The 22347-nt window shown below is 65.9% G+C and carries 25 protein-coding genes and 4 tRNA genes; 16 read left to right on the forward strand and 13 right to left on the reverse strand.

The annotated features are described in order from the left end of the window. The first annotated feature begins 9 nt into the window (after positions 1-9). On the forward strand, positions 10-2316 hold the full coding sequence (locus IEW02_RS11745) for a molybdopterin-dependent oxidoreductase (protein WP_188545307.1): 2307 nt from the start codon (positions 10-12) through the stop codon (positions 2314-2316). Here the strand turns inward: IEW02_RS11745 and IEW02_RS11750 are convergent. The 5 genes from IEW02_RS11750 to IEW02_RS11770 are packed head-to-tail and all read right to left on the reverse strand — an operon-like array spanning position 2297 to position 6888. Continuing rightward, complete coding sequence (locus IEW02_RS11750) at positions 2297-2755, reverse strand: MaoC family dehydratase (protein WP_188544948.1); 459 nt, start codon at positions 2753-2755, stop codon at positions 2297-2299. The two genes, IEW02_RS11745 and IEW02_RS11750, sit on opposite strands and share 20 nt — an antisense overlap. A 5-nt stretch (positions 2756-2760) precedes the next feature. Next, positions 2761-3183 (reverse strand): peptide-methionine (R)-S-oxide reductase MsrB, encoded by a 423-nt coding sequence (msrB, locus tag IEW02_RS11755; RefSeq protein WP_188544949.1) that lies wholly within the window; start codon positions 3181-3183, stop codon positions 2761-2763. 9 nt (positions 3184-3192) lie between these two features. Beyond that, positions 3193-4452 carry a glycosyltransferase family 87 protein gene (locus IEW02_RS11760; RefSeq protein ID WP_229745951.1) on the reverse strand — a complete coding sequence of 420 codons (1260 nt, stop codon included), beginning with the start codon at positions 4450-4452 and terminating at the stop codon, positions 3193-3195. A 21-nt stretch (positions 4453-4473) separates the two neighbouring features. Beyond that, entirely contained in the window at positions 4474-6075 is a 1602-nt protein-coding gene (locus IEW02_RS11765) for an alpha/beta fold hydrolase (RefSeq protein ID WP_188544950.1), read from the reverse strand. 48 nt (positions 6076-6123) lie between these two features. Beyond that, complete coding sequence (locus IEW02_RS11770; protein WP_371829935.1) at positions 6124-6888, reverse strand: pyrimidine reductase family protein; 765 nt, start codon at positions 6886-6888, stop codon at positions 6124-6126. A 35-nt stretch (positions 6889-6923) separates the two neighbouring features. On the opposite strand from IEW02_RS11770, the gene zapE reads away from it, so the two are divergent. Next, on the forward strand, positions 6924-7934 hold the full coding sequence (gene zapE / locus IEW02_RS11775; protein ID WP_188544952.1) for a cell division protein ZapE: 1011 nt from the start codon (positions 6924-6926) through the stop codon (positions 7932-7934). Here zapE and IEW02_RS11780 read toward each other — a convergent pair. Next, a complete protein-coding gene (locus IEW02_RS11780) occupies positions 7931-8458 on the reverse strand; it encodes a GNAT family N-acetyltransferase (protein ID WP_188544953.1) in 528 nt (175 codons plus the stop codon). The two genes, zapE and IEW02_RS11780, sit on opposite strands and share 4 nt — an antisense overlap. Beyond that, complete coding sequence (locus IEW02_RS11785; protein ID WP_188544954.1) at positions 8455-8718, reverse strand: hypothetical protein; 264 nt, start codon at positions 8716-8718, stop codon at positions 8455-8457. Before IEW02_RS11785 ends, IEW02_RS11780 begins: the two co-directional genes overlap by 4 nt. Before the next feature lie 90 nt (positions 8719-8808). Here IEW02_RS11785 and IEW02_RS11790 point away from each other — a divergent pair, with 90 nt between their 5' ends. After that, a complete protein-coding gene (locus IEW02_RS11790) occupies positions 8809-9054 on the forward strand; it encodes a hypothetical protein (RefSeq protein ID WP_188544955.1) in 246 nt (81 codons plus the stop codon). Between the two features lie 302 nt (positions 9055-9356). Here IEW02_RS11790 and IEW02_RS11795 read toward each other — a convergent pair whose 3' ends face one another. From IEW02_RS11795 to IEW02_RS11815, 5 genes are all read right to left on the reverse strand, one after another. Next, entirely contained in the window at positions 9357-9938 is a 582-nt protein-coding gene (locus IEW02_RS11795; RefSeq protein ID WP_188544956.1) for an alpha/beta fold hydrolase, read from the reverse strand. After that, entirely contained in the window at positions 9917-10060 is a 144-nt protein-coding gene (locus IEW02_RS11800; RefSeq protein WP_188544957.1) for a hypothetical protein, read from the reverse strand. Before IEW02_RS11800 ends, IEW02_RS11795 begins: the two co-directional genes overlap by 22 nt. Positions 10061-10142: 82 nt before the next feature. Beyond that, positions 10143-10217 (reverse strand) — tRNA-Val (locus tag IEW02_RS11805). 31 nt (positions 10218-10248) lie between these two features. Next, a tRNA-Cys gene (locus IEW02_RS11810) sits at positions 10249-10319 on the reverse strand. A gap of 40 nt (positions 10320-10359) precedes the next feature. Then, positions 10360-10432 (reverse strand) — tRNA-Gly (locus IEW02_RS11815). Positions 10433-10606: 174 nt separating this feature from the next. Here IEW02_RS11815 and IEW02_RS11820 point away from each other — a divergent pair. The 10 genes from IEW02_RS11820 (at position 10607) to pdxS (ending at position 19338) form a co-directional block, all read left to right on the forward strand. Continuing rightward, positions 10607-10678: transfer RNA gene (locus IEW02_RS11820), tRNA-Val, on the forward strand. Positions 10679-10775: 97 nt separating this feature from the next. Further along, entirely contained in the window at positions 10776-11198 is a 423-nt protein-coding gene (locus IEW02_RS11825) for a TIGR02611 family protein (protein WP_229746015.1), read from the forward strand. Then, the gene (locus IEW02_RS11830) at positions 11177-11893 is read left to right on the forward strand and encodes a (2Fe-2S)-binding protein (RefSeq protein ID WP_188544958.1); all 717 of its coding nucleotides are present in this window, start codon (positions 11177-11179) and stop codon (positions 11891-11893) included. Before IEW02_RS11825 ends, IEW02_RS11830 begins: the two co-directional genes overlap by 22 nt. 77 nt (positions 11894-11970) lie before the next feature. Next, positions 11971-14025, forward strand: a complete 2055-nt coding sequence (gene thrS / locus IEW02_RS11835; RefSeq protein WP_188544959.1) for a threonine--tRNA ligase — start codon at positions 11971-11973, stop codon at positions 14023-14025. Continuing rightward, positions 14025-14624: an ATP adenylyltransferase gene (locus IEW02_RS11840; RefSeq protein WP_188544960.1), complete on the forward strand. Its 600-nt coding sequence runs from the start codon at positions 14025-14027 to the stop codon at positions 14622-14624. Before thrS ends, IEW02_RS11840 begins: the two co-directional genes overlap by 1 nt. Before the next feature lies 1 nt (position 14625). After that, positions 14626-15297, forward strand: a complete 672-nt coding sequence (pgsA, locus tag IEW02_RS11845) for a phosphatidylinositol phosphate synthase (protein ID WP_188544961.1) — start codon at positions 14626-14628, stop codon at positions 15295-15297. Beyond that, a complete protein-coding gene (locus IEW02_RS11850) occupies positions 15294-16196 on the forward strand; it encodes a phosphatidylinositol mannoside acyltransferase (RefSeq protein ID WP_188544962.1) in 903 nt (300 codons plus the stop codon). Before pgsA ends, IEW02_RS11850 begins: the two co-directional genes overlap by 4 nt. Next, a complete protein-coding gene (locus IEW02_RS11855) occupies positions 16196-17320 on the forward strand; it encodes a glycosyltransferase family 4 protein (RefSeq protein WP_188544963.1) in 1125 nt (374 codons plus the stop codon). The genes IEW02_RS11850 and IEW02_RS11855 overlap by 1 nt, the downstream gene beginning before the upstream one ends. Further along, entirely contained in the window at positions 17320-18348 is a 1029-nt protein-coding gene (locus IEW02_RS11860; protein ID WP_188544964.1) for an NUDIX hydrolase, read from the forward strand. Before IEW02_RS11855 ends, IEW02_RS11860 begins: the two co-directional genes overlap by 1 nt. Before the next feature lie 102 nt (positions 18349-18450). Next, positions 18451-19338 carry a pyridoxal 5'-phosphate synthase lyase subunit PdxS gene (gene pdxS / locus IEW02_RS11865; protein WP_188544965.1) on the forward strand — a complete coding sequence of 296 codons (888 nt, stop codon included), beginning with the start codon at positions 18451-18453 and terminating at the stop codon, positions 19336-19338. 3 nt (positions 19339-19341) lie between these two features. Here pdxS and IEW02_RS11870 read toward each other — a convergent pair whose 3' ends face one another. Beyond that, positions 19342-19959 (reverse strand): nucleoside/nucleotide kinase family protein, encoded by a 618-nt coding sequence (locus IEW02_RS11870; RefSeq protein ID WP_188544966.1) that lies wholly within the window; start codon positions 19957-19959, stop codon positions 19342-19344. A gap of 88 nt (positions 19960-20047) precedes the next feature. Here IEW02_RS11870 and IEW02_RS11875 point away from each other — a divergent pair, with 88 nt between their 5' ends. From IEW02_RS11875 to IEW02_RS11885, 3 genes are read left to right on the forward strand one after another with little or no spacing between them, the layout of a single operon-like run. Then, complete coding sequence (locus IEW02_RS11875) at positions 20048-20902, forward strand: acyl-CoA thioesterase (RefSeq protein ID WP_188544967.1); 855 nt, start codon at positions 20048-20050, stop codon at positions 20900-20902. Beyond that, positions 20899-21504, forward strand: a complete 606-nt coding sequence (pdxT, locus tag IEW02_RS11880; RefSeq protein ID WP_188544968.1) for a pyridoxal 5'-phosphate synthase glutaminase subunit PdxT — start codon at positions 20899-20901, stop codon at positions 21502-21504. Before IEW02_RS11875 ends, pdxT begins: the two co-directional genes overlap by 4 nt. A gap of 44 nt (positions 21505-21548) precedes the next feature. Continuing rightward, positions 21549-22304 (forward strand): YebC/PmpR family DNA-binding transcriptional regulator, encoded by a 756-nt coding sequence (locus IEW02_RS11885; RefSeq protein WP_188544969.1) that lies wholly within the window; start codon positions 21549-21551, stop codon positions 22302-22304. Positions 22305-22347 lie beyond the last annotated feature (43 nt).

Raw genomic sequence — 22347 nt, forward strand, 5'->3', positions numbered from 1 at the left:
CGTCAACACATGGCCCACTGGGGCATGTTCACGGCGCAATCCTCGGACGGCGAGGTGACGTCCGTCGTTCCGGACCGAGGGGACGCGGATCCGTCGCCCGCGCTGGGAAACATCCCGGGATCGGTACGTCACCGTTCCCGCGTGCGACGGCCGGCGGTCCGTCGCGGGTGGCTGCGGGACGGACCGGGAGCGTCGAACGATCGCGGAAACGACTCGTTCGTCGAACTCGAGTGGGACGAGTTCATCGATCTGCTCGCCGGTGAACTGCGCCGTGTCGTGGACACCCACGGCAACGAGGCGATCTACGGCGGTTCCTACGGCTGGGCCAGCTCGGGCCGCTTTCATCACGCACAGAGCCAACTTCACCGCTTCCTCAACACCATCGGCGGCTACACGCGGTCGGTGAACAGCTATTCCCTCGGCGCCACGGGCGTCATCATGCCCCGCGTGGTCGGAACGCACTGGAAGCTGTTCGCGCGCAGCACCTCCTGGGAGGTCATCGCGAAGCACACGGAGCTGATGGTGTGCTTCGGCGGCGTGCCGCGCAAGAACACGGGCACAAATCACGGCGGTACGTCCAATCATCCGACGCGTGACGCGCTCGACCGTTTCCGTGCCCGCGGTGGGCAACTCGTGTCGATCAGCCCGCTCCGCGACGACGTGGACGGAGCGGCCCGGTGGCTTGCGCCGGTGCCGGGAACCGACGTCGCTCTGATGCTCGGACTCGCGTACGTGCTGGCGTCGGAAGGGCTGCACGACACGGACTTTCTCGCCCGCTACTGCACCGGATACGATCGCTTCGAGGACTACCTGCTCGGTCGGTCCGACGGAGTCCCGAAAGACCCGGCGTGGGCGTCGGTAATCACCGGACTGCCCACGGACGTCATCGCCGCCCTGGCGCGGCAGATGGCGGCGCACACCACGATGGTGACCGTCACCTGGTCGTTGCAGCGGGTGCGCGGCGGCGAACAGGCCCCGTGGATGGGCATCACCCTTGCCGCCATGCTCGGCGGAATCGGCACGCCAGGAGCAGGATTCGGGCACGGGTACGGTTCGATGAACGAGCCGGGTCTCGCGCCGGTGCCGTATCCGCTGCCGACGTTCTGGCAGGGCGTCAACCCGGTGCAGACGTTCGTCCCCGTCGCCGCCGTGTCGGACATGTTGCTAGATCCGGGTGGGCGCTTCGAGTACGACGGCCGGTCACTGACCTATCCCGACATCAAGCTCGTGCACTGGGCCGGCGGCAACCCGTTCCACCATCATCAGGACATCGGCCGGCTTCGTCGCGCACTGGCGCGGCCGGAGACGATCGTCGTGCACGACCCCTACTGGACGCCCTTGGCGCGGCACGCCGATTTCGTCGTCCCGTCCACCACCAGCCTCGAGCGCGACGACCTCAGCTGCACCCGAAACGATCCGTTGATGGTCGCGATGCAGCAGGCGGTACCTCGGTACGCCGACGCTCGGGACGACTACGACACCTTGTCGATGCTGGCGGCGAAACTCGGTGTGGCAGAACGCTTCACCGAGGGCCGTACCGCAGAGCAGTGGTTGCGGCACATGTACGGGCAGTGGCAGGGCTTCGTGCGCGCTGCCGGACACCCGGTCCCGGATTTCGACGAGTTCTGGCGCACGGGCAGCTACCGCATGGACACCGAGGACGGGCTGACCCTGTTCGAGGAGTTCCGTGCGGATCCCGTCGGGCAGCCGCTCCGTACCCCCAGTGGGCGGATAGAAATCTTCAGCTCGGACATCGATGGTTTCGGGTACGACGATTGCCCCGGGCACCCCACGTGGCTCGAACCAACGGAGTGGCTCGGCGGGGCCAGGTCTGCGGACTTCCCTCTGCATCTGATCGCGAACCAGCCGAAGTCGCGTCTGCACAGCCAGCTGGACCACGGTGCCGTCAGCCAGGCATCGAAAGTGCAGGGGCGCGAACCGATTCGGTTGCATCCGGGCGACGCCGAGTCGCGTGGTATCGCCGAAGGTGACGTGGTCCGCGTGTTCAACGACCGCGGCGCGTGCCTGGCCGGCGCCGTTCTCGACGACGCCGTGTCCCGCGGAGTGGCGCAGCTGTCGACGGGTGCGTGGTACGACCCCCTGGACCCGGCGGACCCGCAGTCGATGTGTGTGCACGGCAACCCGAACGTCCTGACGTCGGACGAGCACACGTCCAAGTTGGCCCAGGGGTGCACCGGTCAGCACGCACTCGTCGACATCGAGTTGTGGACCGGTGCAGTCCCACCGATCAGGGCCTACGAGCAACCCACGTTCGTTGTCGGAAGCGCGGGCTGGGCTAGAAGTACAGGCGGCTGATCACCTGAGCGACGAGAGCCGGCTTGTCCGCGCCCTCGATCTCGATGGTCGAGTCCACGACCATCTGGAGAGCATTGTTCGGTAGCGGCTCGGCCGAGGCCAACACCGCGGTCAGTCGCACGCGCGAACCGACGGGTACCGGGTTGACGAACCGAACCTTGTTGGAGCCGTAGTTGACCCCCATCTTGGTGTTCTCCACCGTGTAGGTCTGCCACGACAGCGCCGGCAGCAACGACAGCGTCAGATATCCGTGCGCAATGGGACCGCCGAAGGGGCTCTCCTTCGTCGCTCGTTCGACGTCGACATGAATCCACTGGTGATCGCCGGTCGCCTCGGCGAACTGGTTCACCTTCTCCTGCGTGACCTCGAGCCAGTCGCTGGTGCCGATCGTCTCGCCGACGGCGGCAACGATCTCGTCGGCGGAGGTGAACGTGCGCACGCCGATCAGGCCTTCGGCTCGAAGGTCATGGAGATCGAGTTGATGCAGTACCTCTGATCGGTGGGTGTCGGGTACCCCTCCCCCTCGAAGACATGCCCGAGGTGGCTGTGGCAGTTCGAGCAGACGACCTCGACGCGCTTCATTCCCAGCGACGTGTCCGTGTTCAGAATCACCTTGTCGGAGTCGGCCGGATCGAAGAAGGACGGCCAGCCGCAGTGGGATTCGAACTTCTCGGTACTACGGAACAGTTCCTGCCCGCATGCTCGACAGTTGTAGATTCCCTCGGTGGTGGTGTCGGTGTATTCACCCACACCGGGGCGCTCGGTTCCGGCTTGGCGCAGGACGGCGTACTCGGCGGGGGTGAGTTTTTCGCGCCACTGCGCGTCGGACAGTTCGAATGGGGCGCTGCGTTCGGGTGCTGAACTCATGCCCCCACGCTAATACTTCTCGGCGACCTTTGTCTCGAGCGCTGGTGACGGGGTCCGGGCGTCGTCGAAGACGGGATCGATCCCGCCGTCGAGGCGTCCTTCCCGCTTGGCCGCGAGGTAGCGGCCCACCAGAACACACAGGACCACGATGAGCAGCAGGCTCCATCCGAAGGTGGTCTTCATGTACTCCGCCGCGCGACCGGCCGTCGGCCATCGACCCGAGAGCCAACTGTCGTAGCTCAGGAATCCGTACGCGGCCAGCCACGCCGGCCAGTTTCGGATCGTGGAGTTGCGGAGCAGAACGGTGAGCAGGAAGGGGAACAGCATCATCGAGTAGTACATCTGCGCCAGCGACGACAGGAGCCACGACGCCGTGAGCAACACCCCGCTGGCGGTCATGAGGAAGAACAGTTCGTCGTGGCGGTAGTACTTCCACAGCAGGTAGAGGGTGGCGACGACGATGATCGCGAAGACGCCGCGAAGGCCGACGCTCAACCATTCGGGAAGTCCGTAGTACAGCGCATTACCGGCGATGGAGCTGTTGAAGTAGTCCCGAGTCTCGCCGAGGTAGGGCACCGTCCGCCGCACGAAATCCCACGGATCGACGATCAAGGGAATGGCGACAGCCGTCAGAACCAGGGGGATACCGATGGCGGTGACGAAGACTCGCCATTCCTTGCGGACCAGGGGCAGAAGCAACAGCGGAGCGAGCGTCGGTTTCACCGCGATGGTCAATCCGATTGCCGCACCGGACCAGTAGGGCTTCTTCTTCAGCAGCAGCCCCAGGAACGCGACCTCACCGAGCAGAACCAGACCGTTGATGTTGGTGAATACCAGTGTGTTCGTGACTGTTTCGGTCGAGAACGCGGCGAACAGCACCACCGGGGTGATGGGTGAGGACAACGCGACGTCGAACAGTTTCAGAAGAAGGTACAGGGCGACGACGGCTGCGATGGCGTTGATCGAAATGAAGAGCCACCGTGAGCGCTCGGGGTCGATGACGGCGAGGGGCGCGATCATCAGCGTCCCGCTCGGCGGGTAGAGATAGTGCGGGTCCACCGACGAAAAGTTCGCGTCGTAGACGGGCCGGCGGTTGAGGAACGCCAGCGCCGCTTGGTACACCGGGGTGAAGTCGTCCGTCCGGAATCCGTTGACGGCCTTGACCAGTACCCGATTCAGCACCGTCATCACAGCGATCGGCCACATCACGTAACTGATCACCCGAGCAGCGGTATCCGCGGTGCGGGGTTCTAAGGACCGGAACGACACCCGGGAACGGTACCGCGACAGCTACGCAGGACAGGCATTGCCGTCGCCCGGAAGTGTCGCGTCGTTCGCGTACGCGACCACGGACGACCGGGCACACGAGGAGAGGATCGACACCGGGTGCCCGAATCCCTGCCAGGTGACCGACGCGGTGGTCGCCCCGGTCGCGGCGATCGCGCCCGTCACGGCGGGAAGACCGTCGTTCCCCACCACGGGGTCTGCGTTTCCGCTCAGCACGAGAACCGGCACCGCGATCGATCCCGGCAGCGGAGACGGTGACGACGCAGGCCACGCAGCGCACGCGAGCATCCCGAGTGCGGCGTCCGCACCGAACAACGGGTAGGACTGCCCCCACGACTGCCGAAGTTCGCGTACGCGATCGGGACCCGGCCACTGTTGCCCGTCCGTGCAGCGGCTGACGAACTGGCCGTCCGAACCCACGTCCGCGCGGGTGGCCAGGACGGCTGCCGTCAGCGCAGACGTGTCCCCTCTCGCGGCCGAGCTCAAAGTGTTCGACAACGCAGTCGTCCGCGCCGCCGCGTCGACGGGGGAGCCGAAGGCGAGTGAGCGAGTGATGGCGGCCAGCAGCGAACTCGCCGACACCGGACCCAAGCCGCCGGATGCGGCCCGGCTCAGCAGTTCGGTGGTGGCCGCTCGCGGGTCGGCTCCCAGAGAGCAATTCGATGCGACACAGCGCGCGGCGAACGCGTCGAACGCGGCTTCGCGACCCTTGACCGTCTGTTCGGTAGTGGACGAGGCGTCGGTGTTGACGCTGTTCGGGGAGTCGAGAATCAAACGCGAGACGTTGTCCGCATGCGAGGACACGTACGCCAGCGCGACGAGTGCACCGTTACCCGATCCGACGAGTCCCAGTGTCCGAACCCCGAGCGCAGTGCGCAGCGCCTCGAGGTCGTCGGCGCTCGCCGCGTTGCCGAACTTCAGTGCGTCGGCCTGCAGGAAGTCGGTGCACGCGATGGTCGCGTCTCGGCCGAGGCTCGCCACCGTGTCCACCGGATCGGTCGATCCGGGGGTGAACTGACCGAGGTCGGCGAGCTGCGACCGCACGTCCGTCATGGCGGTACCGCAGTCGAACGGGGCCGATGCGCCGAGTCCGCGGCGGTCCACACCGACGACGGGGTGGGCCGCCAAGAGCGAGGTGTCCGGCTGTGCGGCCAAGACTGCGATGTCGGCGGAGGCCGGCCGATCCGAGCCGGGCGAGTAGATCAACGGGGCGGCCTCGGGGGGAGTCGTGGACAGACGGGCCCGGGTTGCGGCCAGGTCGAACGTGCCGAGCGAGACGTCGGACGCGTCGATAGGGGCCGAGAAGGTGGCGCACTCGACGACCACGGAGGCCGATGCAGTGACCCCGTATCTACTCGTGGTGGATGCGGTGCAGTCCTGCCATGCCAAGTCGGTGATGGGAACCTCGAGCGGCGGGGGACCGGCGGGACCCGGGTCCTCCGTCGTCGACTCCGGCGCACCTGCGCCCCCGCCGCTGCGCTCGACGGCGACGTCCGGCCGAGTCGACGGTCCGGCAGCACACCCAGCGGTCAGCGCGATGGCCGAGAGCACCGCGACGATCGCAAGCGGTCGGCGGCCGGTCGCGACCTGGAAGGTCGATGTCATGTCTCAACAGTGCCAGGGTGCTTCATGCCTTCGCGGTGCCAGGGTGCTTCATGCCTTCGCGGTGCCAGGGTGCTCGCGAACCCAGCGGACGAGGATGGTTCCGTCGTCGTCGGTGAGGATGTGCGCGGGGCGCATCGGACGCGACCGAGTGGTCGAGGAGCGGGCGATGCGCCCCGCGTCGCCCGCCACGAGTGTGGGCGAGGTGGTGACGCACAGTTCGTCGACCATGTCGTCGTCGAGCAGTTGCCCGAACAGGCTCGGCCCGCCCTCGCACAGAATGCGCATCAGGCCGGCGTCGGCCAGGGCGTCCCGGATGTCGTGGCTGCCGACCGTCTCACCCGGCGTCGTGATCACGGTTGCCCCGGCGTCTCGCAACGCGCGGATACGGTCGGTCGGAGCGGACTCGAGTGTGACGACGATGGGCGCAATCTCGGCACCTGTCACCAGTTTCGACGTCGGGTCCACGTTCGCCGACGACGTCACCACCACGATCGGTGGGACCGCGGCTCGGTCGTGGGCGACCCGCCACGCGCGGGCTTCGTCCGAGACGACCACCCCACCGTAGTTCTCGGCGCGGGCGGTGCCGGACCCCACCAGAACGGCGTCCGTGAGATCACGGAGAACCTCGAACACGTGCTTGTCGGCGGGCGTTCCGAGCCCGGCCGATTTTCCGTCGTCGGTAGCGGCACCGTCGATGCTGGCCACGAAGTTGAGACGTATGCACGGCGCCTCGAGGCCGGCGGGATATTCGTAGAGGTCACGAAGATCCGTCTCGGAGGGTGTGAGGTAGGTCCCATTATCGATACGCTGCACAAATACCATCACACCACGTCGTTAACCTCGACCTCATGCCAGAACGTCTTGTCGACCGCAACCCGGTTGTTCCCGCCGATCAGCTGATCGCGCAGATGGTGCCGCCCGCGATGTTCGACGACGTCAGCTTCGCCTCGTACATTCCCGACCCCAACGAACCGACTCAGGCCGACGCCGTACGCATCGCCGAGGAGTTCGCCGGCAAGGTGGGCAAGATCCGCTCGGGCGGCAAGCGCGGGCTGTTCGGTAAGAAGTCGCAACCGGTCGGCGCCGGGCTCTACCTCGACGGCGGCTTCGGCGTGGGCAAGACCCACTTGCTCGCCTCGATCTACCACGCGAGCCCCGAACCGAAGGCGTTCGGCACGTTCGTCGAGCTGACCCACGTCGTCGGCGCGCTCGGCTTCAACAAGGCACTCGAAGGTTTCTCGGGTTACAGCGTCCTGTGCATCGACGAGTTCGAACTCGACGACCCGGGTGACACGATGCTCGTCTCTCGCCTGCTCACCGAACTCTCGCAGGTCGGCGTGTCCGTCGTAGCCACCTCCAACACCTTGCCCGGACAGCTCGGAGAGGGGCGGTTCGCCGCCCAGGACTTCCTGCGGGAGATCAAGAAGCTCGGGTCGATCTTCGAGTCCGTCCGGGTCGACGGGCCGGACTACCGCCACCGCGACCTGCCCCCGGCACCCGACCCGATCTCGGCGGAGGACCTGGGAGCGGCGGCGGCCAAGATCGAAGGTGCGACTCTCGACGACTTCGACGAACTCTGCAAGCACCTCAGCACGTTGCATCCGTCGCGTTACGGGAAACTCATCGACGGCGTTCCCGCGGTATTCCTCGAAAACGTGCACGCCGCCCCCGACCAGTCGGTGGCCTTGCGTCTGGTGGTTCTCGCGGACCGGTTGTACGACGCCGGAACCCCGGTCACCGTGTCGGGCGCCAAGCTCGACGAAATCTTCACCGACGAGATGTTGAACGGCGGGTACCGCAAGAAGTATCTGCGCGCGACGTCGCGTCTGCTCGCCCTGTCACGTTTCGCGTCGGTCTAGTCCAGAAGTCGCTGCATCACGAAGTCGTTCTCGACCTCGGTTCCGAGCGTGAACGTCTTGGGGCCCATGACGACGAAGCCGCTCTTCTCGTAGAACCTGCGGGCGCGGATGTTCTGATCGTTGACGCCCAGCCACATCGCACGTCGGCCCAGTTCTCTGGTGAGTTTGGCGCCCGAATTCATCAGCGCCGCAGCAACTCCCGACCCGTGAGCGTCGGGGTCGACATAGAGCTTGCTCACCTCGACACTCGGTACGACGGTCAGGGCGGCGGTGACGTCGGGATCGGTCGGGGCTGCGCTGACGAACATCGCGTACCCGACGAACGAATCGTCGTCGACTGCGATGCGCACGACTTTGTGGGGGTCTTTCACGTACTCGGCGAACCGCTCCGGCGACAGCATCGCGTCGATGGCCGCGGCAATGTCGCTCTCGTCGGATCCGGGTGGGCACGCGAGGGGGAAGGTGCGTGCGGCGAGGTCGGCAAGACGATCGATGTCGCTGGGGCTCGCATCGACGATCCTCATTGCGTACGCCCTGACGACACGGCGTCGACGGTGTCCTTGGCCTGACGCAACGGCATTCCGGTGCGATCACGCAACAGCTTCATGGCCTCGACCTTCTTGCGGGCGGACACCAGCGCGAACACTTCGTCCTGCGTTGCGGCGTCCACCGCGTGCGCGCTCGCGAGCGTCGGCTTCGCGGTGCGTCGCAGCACCACCCAGGTCACGATCACGACGAGATCGACGACCACCAGCGCAACGACGAACCATCCCCAGGTCGGCATGTAGTGCAGTAGATCACCGACACGGGTTCGGTACAAAAAATCCTGACGGTTCTCCTGCGAATTGCCGTGTATCCGGACAGGCTTACGGTCATGAGCGAACAGCCGTTGACACTGGACTACTTCACCGGACGCGTCGATCAGGTGCGCAAGGCGATCGAGAAGGCAATAGAGGAGGCCGGTGCGTACGGCTCCGATCAGCTGATGACCGACCTCGAGTGGACGCAGTACGTGCACGATCACGTACACGTCACCGACGAGGGCGACAACCGGCTGGTCGACGATCCGAAGACGACCTCGCACCTCGGCGAACTCGTCGAGCGGTACCGGGTGCACTGACAGCTCCCATCGGTGCAGGTTCGTTGCGCAGTACCCCGATGAGGGTGACGCCCGTCACGATCACCTAGCCTGAAACGTATGCAGACTCCCGAATGCGTGCACTGCCACGGACCTGTGAGACATCGAGACGTACCCGTGCACAGCTTCGGTGCTCCCGGACCGCAGCGCGTCGATCGGTACTACTTCTGTCGTAACAGCTGCGACAAGTCGGAGCGCACCCGCGACTGCGGCGTCGCTCCCGTCCGGGTCTCCTGACCGCTGCGGCAATTTCGCGACCGTTCCCCCCGCAGAACGTCCTGGCGTTACCGCAACACCGACTCGATGAGGTCCCACACCGCCCGCGGCGCCTCGTCCGGCGCGAAATGACCGCTGCCTCCGATGATCGCGGTCGACACGTTCTCGATGCCGTTGTCCTGAAAGCCTTGTGCGTACGCGTCGATGTCACCGTGCTCGGCGTCGCCGCGTAGGTACAGCAGGGGAGCGGACACCTCCCTCGGCCCCGCGTTGGCGACCGCATCCGCGGCGAACGCACGGTAGAAGTCGAACCCGGCCGACAAGGCTCGGGGGTCGTCGTACGCACGGGCGTAGTCGAGGCGGGCGGCGTGCTCGATCGGCACCGTCGCCAGGTTTTCGAAAAAGAATCCGAAATACTCGAATTGCCTTCCAGCAACCAGAGTTTCGGGTAGTCCAGGTATCGAATGGAACGCGAAGTGCCAGATGTACGGGTTGGCCAGTACCTGCTCCCACGGGGGTACGCCCGGAATCACCACGTCCATGATCACGGCCTGCCTCAGGTCGTGTTCGCGCAGATACGAGTAAGCAACCATCCCGCCCATGTCATGGCCCACCAGCGTGACGTCCGTCAGACCCAGAGCGACGACCACCTCTCGGACGCATTCTGCGGCCAGCCGTGGAGAAGGACGACAGCCGGTGCGTCGGCGGGCCCGGTTTCGGTGAGAGCGACCGGGCCGAACGAGGTGGGAACAGAGCTCTCGGTGAATGTCATGAACAGACGGTAGGACCGATTGCGGAAAGAGACGGTCCTCAATGCAAAAGGCCCCCGTCAGAGGGGGCCTTTCGTTCGAACCTGGTGCGCGATACTGGGATTGAACCAGTGACCTCTTCCGTGTCAGGGAAGCGCTCTCCCGCTGAGCTAATCGCGCATGTCGGCGAACACGGGACGTTCGCCTAGCGAGGTGGAGACGGGAATCGAACCCGTGTGCACGGCTTTGCAGGCCGTTGCCTCACCACTCGGCCACTCCACCCTTGGTCGGATGACCCGTAAGGGGTCGAGACCCTCGATCGAGCGGACGACGGGATTCGAACCCGCGACCCCAACCTTGGCAAGGTTGTGCGCTACCAGCTGCGCCACGTCCGCACACGCCTCATCGACTCGAACGCCTCTGAGGTGCGGTTGGAAACATTAGCCCACTGCCACCGCAAGTCACAAATCACCTGCTCACCGCGTTTCGGCCGCCGGCGATTGGTTGCTCTCGCGACCACCGTGTTAATGTTCGTCCTCGTTCGAACGGGCTGCGCTGCGGCCCGATTCGGTCCCGTGGCTCAGTGGAAGAGCGTCCCGTTCACACCGGGAAGGTCGCTGGTTCGAACCCAGCCGGGACCACACACCAGCCCCCGACGGCAACGTCGGGGGCTTTCGTCGTTTCTGTCGGTACGCTGAGCCCGTGGCAGCCAGCGAAAACGTCCGGAACAAGTCGGCAGTGGACGACGACGACAATGCCTTCGAGGAGGCTGCCGGGCGGTACCAGGAGTTCCGGGCCAAGATCGCCGAAAAGCCCACCATGGACTTGGCGTACCGCATCGGTGTCGGTGTGCTCGGTGCGATCGTGCTGGTCATCGGCATCCTGCTGATTCCCTACCCCGGACCGGGGTGGGTCATCGTGTTCGCCGGCCTGGGCATTCTGGCTTCGGAGTTCGCTTGGGCGAAGCGTCTGCTCAAGTTCGCCAAGAAGAAGTACAACGCGTTCATGGAGTGGTTCGGTCGGCAGAGCATGTTCGTCAAGGCACTCGGCGTTCTCTTCACCGCTGCGGTCGTCGTGCTGACACTGTGGCTGCTCGGCGCAATCGGATTGGTGGCCGGCTGGGTCGGTCTGGACCAGGCATGGCTTCAGAGCCCGATCTGACCGCTCCCGCCCTACCCTGGCTGGCCGACTACCTGGCCGCCGACGGTATGCCCGCTGGGCAGTTGGTGCATCCGCACACCCTCGGTCCGTTGCTTGGTCGTCGCTGGCCCGAGGCCGACCCCGCGGTCGCCGCGACGTTGTGGTGGTACTCGACCAGCTCCACGTTCATGCTGGTCCCGGTCGCGCAGATGCTGACCACCGGCCGGGCGTTCGACATGCGTACGTCCGCGTTGACGGTTCATCTCGACGATGCCGGCGTTCCCGACTCCGTGGCGTCGAGCGCATGGATCGACGATCCAGCTTCGCTCGGTTCCGCACTGGCACAGCTGTGCGAGACGTTCATCGACACCGTGGGGACACTCGGAGTCGTGCACCGACCCAGTCTGTGGGCCATTGCCTCGGATTCGCTCGCGAACCGCGCGCTCGACGTCGGTACGGCGCTCGGGCGGATCGGCGATGCGACGGACCTTGCCCGCGAACTGTCGGCCGGCATGCCGACGCCGCGGTTCGTCGACATCGACGCCGACGGAACCTCGTCGGTTGCCGGTTCGGAGGAACCCGCCGACGGGACCAGACGGTTTCTGCGACGCAGCTCGTGCTGCTTGGTGTTCGAGGTGGGCGACCACAAGTGTTCGAGCTGCCCCCGTCAGACCCCACAGACGCGTATCACGCGACTCGCTGCGCTCGTCGGGTGATGTGTTCGATTGCCCTTCTCTGCCGATAGTCTGTTCACTGCCATAGACACCGCCCGACCCCTCAGGAGCGCATCACCGTGACCACGCCCGATTCCGCCGTTCTCCCCGCCCGCGTCAGTGTGGCCGCCGGGACGACCGCCGGAACGGCGCTCCGCGAGCTCGGCGCACCCAACAAGGGCCCGAACGCCATCGTGGTGGTGCGTGATCTGGAGGGTCAGCTGCACGATCTGTCGTGGGCGCCGCAGTCCGATGCCGAGGTGGAGCCGGTTGCTGCCGACACCGAGGACGGCCGCAGTGTCATCCGGCACTCCGCCGCCCACGTCCTCGCGCAAGCGGTGCAGGACCTGTTCCCCGGCACCAAGCTCGGGATCGGCCCGCCCATCAAGGATGGCTTCTACTACGACTTCGACGTGAACGAGCCGTTCACCCCGGAGGATCTGGCCAAGCTCGAGAAGAAGATGAAGCAGATCATCAAGGGTGGTCAGCGCTTCTCTCGGCGGGTGTACGAGTCGGTGGATCAGGCCAAGGCGGAACTCGCGGACGAGCCGTACAAGCTCGAGCTGGTCGACGACAAGGGCTCCGCGGACGATCCGGAGGTCATGGAGGTCGGTGGCGGCGAGCTGACCGCGTACGACAATCTCAATCCCCGTACCGGAGAACGTGAATGGGGCGATCTCTGCCGCGGGCCGCACGTTCCCACCACCAAGTACATTCCCGCCTTCAAGCTCACCCGCAGCTCCGCGGCGTACTGGCGCGGCAATCAGGCCAACGCCGACCTGCAGCGGGTGTACGGCACCGCATGGGAAAGCACCGAGGCTCTCGACGCGCATCTCGAGTTGCTCGCCGAGGCCGAACGCCGCGATCACCGCAAGCTCGGCACCGAGCTCGACCTGTTCAGCTTCCCCGACGAACTCGGGTCCGGCCTGCCGGTGTTCCACCCCAAGGGCGGCATCATTCGCACCGAGCTCGAGAACTACTCGCGGCAACGCCACATCGAGTCGGGCTATCAGTTCGTGAACACTCCGCACATCACGAAGGGTGATCTGTACGAGACGTCGGGTCACCTCGACTGGTACAAGGACGGCATGTTCCCGGCGATGCACGTCGACGAGGAACTGAACGAGGACGGCACCGTCCGCAAGCCGGGCCAGGATTACTACCTCAAGCCCATGAACTGCCCGATGCACAACCTGATCTACAAGGCCCGGGGACGCTCCTACCGAGAACTTCCGTTGCGGCTCTTCGAATTCGGGTCCGTCTACCGGTACGAGAAGTCCGGTGTCATCCACGGTCTGACCCGAGTGCGGGGGATGACCCAGGACGACGCGCACATCTACTGCACCCCGGATCAGCTTCAGTCCGAACTCAAGTCGTTGCTCGGGTTCGTGCTCGGTCTTCTCGCCGACTACGGCCTCGACGACTTCTACCTCGAGTTGTCCACTCGCAACGAAGAGAAGTACGTCGGTACCGACAAGCAGTGGCACGAGGCCACCGAGGCGCTGCGCGAAGCGGCCATGGACTCCGGACTCGAACTTGTTCTCGACGAGGGCGGAGCCGCCTTCTACGCCCCGAAGATCTCGGTCCAGGCGCGCGACGCCCTGGGGCGCACGTGGCAGATGTCGACCATCCAGGTCGACTTCCAATTACCCGACCGATTCGACCTCGAGTACACCGCCAACGACGGAAGTCGTCAGCAGCCGTACATGATTCACCGTGCGCTGTTCGGATCCATCGAGCGCTTCTTCGGCGTGCTGACCGAGCACTACGCCGGAGCGTTCCCCGCCTGGCTCTCGCCGGTGCAGGTCGTCGGTATCCCGGTGGCGGCGGATTACGAGGAGCACCTTCGCGGAGTGATCGAGCAGTTGCGCCGGGCCGGCGTGCGCGCCGAGGTCGATGCGAGCGACGACCGGATGCAGAAGAAGATCCGCAATCACACCACGCAGAAGGTCCCGTTCATGCTTCTGGCGGGCGAGCGTGACGTCGAAGCAGGGGCCGTCAGTTTCCGGTTCCGCGACGGCACTCAGGTCAACGGTGTGCCGATCGAACGCGCCATCCCTCTGGTCACCGAGTGGATTGCGCAGCGGCAGAACCAGTCTCCGACGGCCGGCGCCTTCGCCGAGGACGCGCAGTAATGAGCGGCAGCGGGCAGGCCGGAGGCCGGTCGGAGACGAGCGGGCAGGCCGGAGGCCGGTCGGAGGGAGAGGATATCGTCGACACCGGTGTGGGTGATCCGGATCGCTTGCAGCGCTTGTGGTCTCCGCATCGCATGTCCTACGTCGCCACCGCGCCGAAGGTCGACGACAAGATGGCGACCGAACCGTTCTCGGAGATTCCCAAGCTGAGCGACGAGGACGGTCTCATCGTCGCCCGCGGTACCTCGGTCTACGGCGTCCTCAACCTCTACCCGTACAACCCCGGCCACATGATGATCGTTCCGTACCGCAAGGTCGCAGCCCTCGAGGACCTCACGCCGGAGGAGAGTGCGGAGCTGATGAGCTTCACCCAGCACGCCATCCGCGTCATCAAACGGGTGTCGAGCCCGCACGGTTTCAACGTCGGACTCAACCTTGGTGCGCCGGCCGGCGGATCGCTTGCCGAGCACCTGCACCAGCACATCGTTCCGCGCTGGGGCGGCGACGCCAACTTCATCACGGTCATCGGCGGCGCAAAGGTGATGCCACAACTGCTTCGCGACACCCGCGCGCTGCTCGCCGCGGCCTGGAAGGACTGACGTGCTGAGCATCTTCGGACGAGCGTCGGTGTCCAAGGCCACCGCGCCGCTCGGGCGCGCGCTGAACAGCACCGGCCTGACTCCGGACTCGGTCACCGTGATCGGCACCGTCGCGACGGTCGTTGCCGCGGTGACGTTGTTCCCGACCGGCCACCTCTGGACCGGAGCGCTTGTCATCTGGCTGTTCGTCATGTTCGACATGCTCGACGGAGCGATGGCGCGGGCGCGTGGCGGGGGCACCAAGTACGGCGCCGTCCTCGACGCGACGTGCGACCGTGTCGCCGACGGAGCGATCTTCGCCGGCCTGTCGTGGTGGGCGGTCTATCACGAGAACAACCGCCCCCTTCTCGTCGCGACGCTGATCTGCCTGGTCACCTCGCAGGTGATCTCCTACGCCAAGGCGCGAGCCGAAGCCAGCGGTCTGTCGGCCGACGGCGGCTGGATCGAACGGCCCGACCGTCTCGTGATCGTGCTCGTCGGTGCCGGATTCACCGGTCTCGGAGGCATTCTCGGTATCGACTGGCTGCATTGGTCCATCTACGTCGCGATGTGGGTTCTCGCGGCAGCGAGCATCGTCACCGTGTTCCAGCGGGTCCTGGCCGTGCGGCGGTCGGATGGTGCCCGCGACATTCTGCCGATGGCCAAGCCGGACGCCGGCGCGGACGCTTCGTGAGCCTCTCCGAGAGGCTTGGCGCTGCAGGTTACGTCGCCGGTTGGCGCATCGTGCGTGCCCTGCCCGAGCGGGTGGCGGTGTCGATGTTCGATCGTGCGGCGGACGTGGCGGCTCGACGGGGCGGTGGCCCTGCTCAGTTGCGTCGCAACCTGGCCCGCGTCCTCGAGACGACACCGGAACTCGTGCCCGACGAGTTGATCCGAGCGAGCGTGCGCTCATACGCGCGGTATTGGCGTGAAGCGTTTCGGCTGCCGTCGATGGATCTGGCTGCCGTGGGCGCCGATCTCGACGGGTTGATCCAGGGCAAGGAACACATCGACGCGGCTCTGTCGACAGGCAACGGTGTGGTGCTTGCGTTGCCGCACAGCGGAAACTGGGACATGGCCGGAGTCTGGGCCGTGCACGCGCACGGCGAACTGTCCACCGTGGCAGAGCGGTTGAAGCCGGAAAGCCTCTACCGACGATTCGTGGAGTATCGAGAGTCGCTGGGCTTCGAGATCTTTCCGCTCAGCGGTGGCGAGAAGCCTCCGTTCCCGGAACTCGCGGCGCGGTTGCGGGCAAACAAGGTGGTCTGCCTCCTCGGCGAACGCGATCTGGCCAAGCACGGTGTTCCCGTGACGTTCTTCGGCGAACCGACGCGGATGCCCGCAGGGCCGGCGCGCCTCGCCATCGACACCGGTGCTGCATTGCTTCCGGTGCATTGCTGGTTCACCGACGGGGGATGGGGTTTCAGCGTCGAACCTCCGATCGACGTGTCCGGCGGGGTGGAGCAGGCAACGCAGACCCTGGCCGACACGTTCGCGGCGAACATCGCCGCGCATCCGGCGGATTGGCACATGCTGCAACCACTCTGGTGGGACGACTTGTCGCAGGCGCGACAGGATCGGATGACCCAGTAGTGAAGATCGGGATGGTGTGTCCATACTCGTTCGACGTGCCGGGAGGCGTGCAAGCGCACATCGCCGAGTTGGCAGAAGTCCTCATTCAGCGCGGCCACCGCGTCAGTGTGCTGGCTCCGGCCGCGGACGAGACGGTGCTGCCGGATTTCGTCGTCTCGACCGGTCGAGCGCTGAGCTTTCCGTACAACGGGTCCGTGGCGCGACTCGCGTTCGGGCCCATCACGTACAGCCGAATCAAGAGCTGGATCGACGACAACGACTTCGACGTTCTGCACATCCATGAGCCGAACGCTCCGAGCCTGTCGATGTATGCGCTCAAGATCGCGCAGGGTCCGATCGTCGCGACCTTCCACGCGGCAACCACGAAGTCGTTGCTGCTGAGCACCTTTCAAGGCGTCCTGCGGCCGTATCACGAAAAGATCAGCGGTCGAATCGCGGTGTCGGAGCTGGCCCGGCGCTGGCAGGTGGAAGCGCTGGGGTCGGACGCGGTGGAGATCCCCAACGGGGTGCACGTACCGGCGTTCTCGACGGCGACACCGCTGCCCGGTTATCCGCGGCCGGGAAAAACGGTGCTGTTCCTCGGCCGCTACGACGAGCCGCGCAAGGGCATGGCCACACTGCTCGGGGCGCTTCCCGTTCTCGCGGAAGCACATCCGGACATCGAGATCCTCGTGGTCGGCCGGGGTGACGAGGACAAACTTCGTCGTCAGGCCGGCCGCCTGGCCCATCACCTGACGTTTCTGGGTTTGGTGAGCGACGCGGAGAAAGCGTCGGCCCTGCGCAGCGCGGATGTGTACTGCGCACCCAACACCGGCGGCGAGAGTTTCGGCATCGTGCTGGTCGAGGCCATGGCGGCCGGAGCCGCGGTGGTCGCCAGCGAACTAGACGCCTTCCGTCGTGTGCTGCGCGACGGCGCCGCGGGCATGCTCGTGCCCATCTCCGACTCCGACGCGGTGGCGACCGCGATCGATGCCGTTCTGTCGGACGACGAGCTGCGGCAGGGTCTCGTCGATCGGGCGAGCCGCATCGTGACCGAATACGATTGGCCGGTCGTCGCCGAGCAGATTCTGCGGGTGTACGAGACCGTGACCGTCGGGGGAAAGAAAGTGCGGGTCGAAGACTGATGACGCTCTCTGCGTTGACCGTTCTGATCGTCGGTCTGATCGTGATGGTGATTCTCGTCGTCGGCCTGTGGGCCTACGGGACGGCCAATCGGCTCGATCGCTTGCACGTTCGCTCCGATCAGGCGTGGCAGTCGCTCGAAGCCGCGTTGGCTCGACGTTCCGTGGTGACCCGCGCGGTCGCCGCTGCGCTGGCCGCGCCGGGGTCCCTCGAAAGCAAGAACCTCACCTCCCTCGCGGACCGGGCCGAACGTGCCGACCGCGCCGAGCGTGAGTCCGCGGAGAACGCGGTGTCGGTCGCGCTCGCCGCGATCGAGCTCGATTCGCTGAAGCCGCAACTGATCTCCGAGCTGGCCGACGCGGAAGCGCGTGTCCTGATCGCACGCCGGTTCCACAACGACGCGGTCCGGGACACGCTGGCTCTCCGATCGCGTCGACCCGTCCGGTGGCTTCGACTCGGCGGCACTGCGCCTCTGCCGACCTATTTCGAGATCTCGGAGCGGGCCAATCCGTCGGGAGCAGACACGCTCGAGGTGGCCTCCACTCGCACGTCCGCGCGAGTGGTGTTGCTGGACGGGCGCGGCCGCGTTCTGTTGATGCGCGGGCACGACCCGACGACACCCGACGTGTACTTCTGGTTCACCATCGGCGGCGGTGTGGAGCCGGGGGAGAGCCTGAAGCAGGCAGCCGTTCGCGAGCTCGCCGAGGAAACCGGTTTGATGATCGACGTGGACGACCTTCGCGGTCCCATGTGGAGGCGCATCGCGACGTTCCCGTTCGACGGCGTGGTCATTCGTTCCGAGGAACTGTTCTTCGCCACGCGCACCGAGGAATTCGAGCCCGTGCACACCGGTTTCACCGATCTCGAGCGCCGCGCGGTGACAGGACACCGCTGGTGCAGCGCCGAGGACATCCGCGCACTGGCGGCGTCCGGAGAAACTGTCTATCCCTACGGGATGGCGGAGCTTCTGGACGAGGCGGACACGGTCGTAGCGCTGCGAACCGACCCGGAAGTACGCACCATTCACTGACGCGGTGCAGTCCAGCAATGGTCGAGTGGCCATCGAAACACGACACGATCGCGCCTACGCTCGACAGCTCTGCACGAGTTCAGTCGACACTAGGAGTCAGTCGTGACCACCGCCACAGGTACCGCTCGCGTCAAGCGCGGAATGGCCGAAATGCTCAAGGGCGGCGTCATCATGGACGTGGTCAACGCCGAGCAGGCCAAGATCGCCGAGCAGGCCGGCGCCGTCGCCGTCATGGCACTCGAGCGTGTCCCCGCCGACATTCGCGCCCAGGGTGGCGTCTCGCGGATGAGCGACCCGGACATGATCGAGTCCATCAAGACGTCGGTGACGATTCCCGTCATGGCCAAGGCCCGGATCGGCCACTTCGTCGAAGCGCAGATCCTTCAGAGCCTCGGAGTCGATTACATCGACGAGTCGGAGGTACTCACCCCCGCCGACTACGCCAACCACATCGACAAGTGGAAGTTCACCGTTCCCTTCGTCTGCGGAGCGACCGGACTGGGCGAGGCGCTCCGCCGAATCACCGAGGGAGCGGGCATGATTCGTTCGAAGGGTGAGGCCGGCACCGGGGACGTCTCGAACGCCACCACCCATATGCGCACCATCCGCGACGAGATTCGCCGACTCACCTCGATGCCCGAGGACGAGTTGTTCGTCGCCGCGAAGGAACTTCAGGCGCCCTACGACCTCGTCGTCGAGATCGCGAAGGCCGGCAAGCTGCCGGTCACGTTGTTCACGGCCGGCGGTATCGCGACGCCTGCCGACGCCGCGATGATGATGCAACTCGGCGCCGAAGGTGTGTTCGTCGGATCCGGGATCTTCAAGTCCGGCAACCCCGAACAGCGCGCCGCCGCCATCGTGAAGGCAACCACGTTCTACGACGACCCGGATGTTCTTGCGAAGGTCTCGCGCGGGCTCGGGGAGGCCATGGTCGGCATCAACGTCGACGAGATCCCACAGCCGCACCGGTTGGCCGAGCGCGGTTGGTAGTTCTCAGGTGATCGCCCCGGCCAGCGCAGGCCGGTCGGGGTGATCCCACCGCACCGTGAAGTCGGCGGTGTCGGCCACGTCGTTGTCGTGATCGAAGAGCGGTGAGATGGACCACGCCCGGTCCGCGGGCGTCTTTCGGCGAACAGCCTTCTCGGTCATCTGCAACCGCACGGTCACGTCGAAGTGCAGACCGCGACCGAGCAACATCGGTCCGGCCACGACGATCACGGCGTTCTCACTCGCCGAGCGGATGGGGGCGCGCGGTGATCGATCCGTTGCCTCGTCCCACAGGGCGGGAAGCCACTCGCCGCGTTCTCGCACTGCCGTCAGCACCTCGCGCTCGAGGGCAGCATAATCGAACCATGCTGTGCGATAGGACAACTCGTCCGTCTTGCCGTACTCGAGCCGTACCGAGGCGGGTCGCACGAAACCGTGCAGCGACACCACCGCAGCCTCGCCGCCGTCCGCGCGAAGAACGTCGGCGAGGCGGTGGGCGAACGCCGCGGGCTCCGCTGCATCTGCCCCGTCGATCGCGACGACGCGTCGTCCCGTCCTGGCACGAACCGACCGAGCGACGAGGGTGAGGAGGGCGTCGACGCCCACGGGTGAGAACTGAGGCACGTATCCATAGTGCAGGCTGCCGCTCAGCCGGCCGGCCTCCGGCCTACACGCAGGTTGCTAGCCTGACCCGGACACGAATGAGGTGAACATGGCCGGAATCGAAGAGATTCTCGAACTCGAGCGGATCGAGAACGACATCTATCGGGGTAAGACGATCCCGACGAACCTGATGCGTACGTTCGGCGGTCAGGTGGCCGGGCAGGCTCTGGTATCGGCCGTACACACCGTCGACGAGCGTTTCCGAGTGCATTCGCTGCACGGGTATTTCCTGCGCCCCGGCAACCCCACCGAACCGACGGTGTTCCTCGTCGATCGCGTCCGTGACGGCCGCTCGTTCGCGACCCGCCGCGTGACGGGACTGCAGGACGGCAAGGCGATCTTCACCATGTCGGCGTCGTTCCACGTCGAGGACGAGGGCGTGGTGCATCAAGACCGCATGCCGAGTGTGCCCGACCCAGAAGATCTTCCGGACCCCGCCACCGATCCGTCCCTGTCGGACAACACGTTCTACAAGGAGTGGAACCGATGGGACGTGCGACTCGTCCCCGAGGAGAAGCTGCACAAGAGCCCGGATCTGGCCGCGCAGCAACGGGTGTGGATCCGGTACCGGGATCCGCTGCCGCAGGGTCAGGTGTTCCACGTGTGTGCACTCGCCTACATGTCGGACATGACGCTGCTGGGATCGGCCAAGGTTCCGCATGCGGGCGTTGCGACACAGACCGCGTCCCTCGATCACGCGCTGTGGTTCCTGCGTCCGTTCCGCTCCGACGAATGGTTGCTCTACGACCAGACGTCGCCGTCCGCCGGCTTCGGCCGCGCGTTGACGCAGGGCCGCATCTTCGATCGAGACGGCCATATGGTGGCGGCGGTGACGCAGGAGGGTCTGATGCGCATCGAGCGTGACCCGGTGAAGCCGACACCGGGCCTCGAGATCAAGAGTTGACCACCCCCACCATCGGTGTCCTCGCCCTTCAAGGTGACGTCCGCGAGCACCTGGCGGCGCTGACCGAGTGCGGCGTACGCGCCGTCGGTGTCCGACGGCCGAGCGAACTCGCCGATGTCGACGGGTTGGTGCTTCCCGGCGGCGAGTCGACCACCATGAGCAAGCTCCTGGCGGTCTTCGATCTGCTGGACCCGCTGCGCGAGCGGATCTCGGGCGGGCTGCCGGTGTTCGGTTCGTGCGCCGGGATGATTCTCCTGGCGAGCGGGATCCTCGACACCCGACCCGACGCGGTACACCTGGACGCCCTCGACATCACGGTGCGTCGCAACGCCTTCGGCCGTCAGGTCGACTCCTTCGAAACCGACCTCGACGTGACCGGTGTGGCCGGTGGCCCGGTACGGGCGGTCTTCATCAGAGCGCCGTGGGTGGAGCGGACAGGACCGGACGTGGAGGTGCTCGGCGCGGTGAAGGGCGGTCCCGCCGACGGCCGGATCGTCGCGGTGCGTCAGGGGCCGGCGCTGGCCACGTCGTTTCACCCGGAGGTCACCGGCGACCTACGGATACACCGCCTGTTCGCCGAGATCGTGCGCGAGCACGCGTAAACTCACTTCATTCGGTTTCACAGTAAAGAAAGGGGCCTGCGCGTATGAGCGGCCACTCCAAATGGGCCACGACCAAGCACAAGAAGGCGGTCATCGACGCTCGTCGCGGCAAGTCCTTCGCGAAGTTGGTCAAGAACATCGAGGTTGCGGCCCGTACGGGCGGCGGCGACCCGGTGGGCAACCCCACCCTGTACGACGCGATCCAGAAGGCCAAGAAGACGTCGGTGCCCAACGACAACATCGAGCGCGCACGCAAGCGCGGCGCCGGTGAAGAAGCGGGCGGCGCCGACTGGCAGACCATCATGTACGAGGGTTACGGGCCCAACGGCGTTGCGGTGCTGATCGAGTGCCTCACCGACAACCGCAACCGCGCCGCAGGTGAAGTGCGCGTCGCGATGACGCGCAACGGCGGCAACATGGCCGACCCCGGATCCGTGTCCTACCTTTTCTCTCGCAAGGGAGTAGTGACCCTCGACAAGAACGGTCAGTCCGAGGACGACGTCCTGATGGCGGTTCTCGACGCGGGTGCCGAAGAAGTCACCGACCTCGGGGAAAGCTTCGAGGTCGTCAGCGAACCGACCGACCTCGTCGCGGTCCGCACGGCCTTGCAGGAGGCCGGGATCGACTACGACTCGGCGGAAGCGAGCTTCCAGGCGTCGGTCAGTGTCCCGGTCGACGTCGACGGTGCGCGCAAGGTGTTCAAGCTCATCGACGCACTCGAGGACAGTGACGACGTACAGAACGTGTGGTCCAACGTCGAACTCTCCGACGAGGTCATGGCGGAGCTCGACGAGGAGTAGTCGCCGGGCGAGCCTTCCCGTCCGCACGGGTACCCGTCTATAT

Origin of the sequence: Rhodococcoides trifolii (assembly GCF_014635345.1) — a bacterium.
Taxonomy (GTDB): Bacteria; Actinomycetota; Actinomycetes; order Mycobacteriales; family Mycobacteriaceae; genus Rhodococcoides; species Rhodococcoides trifolii.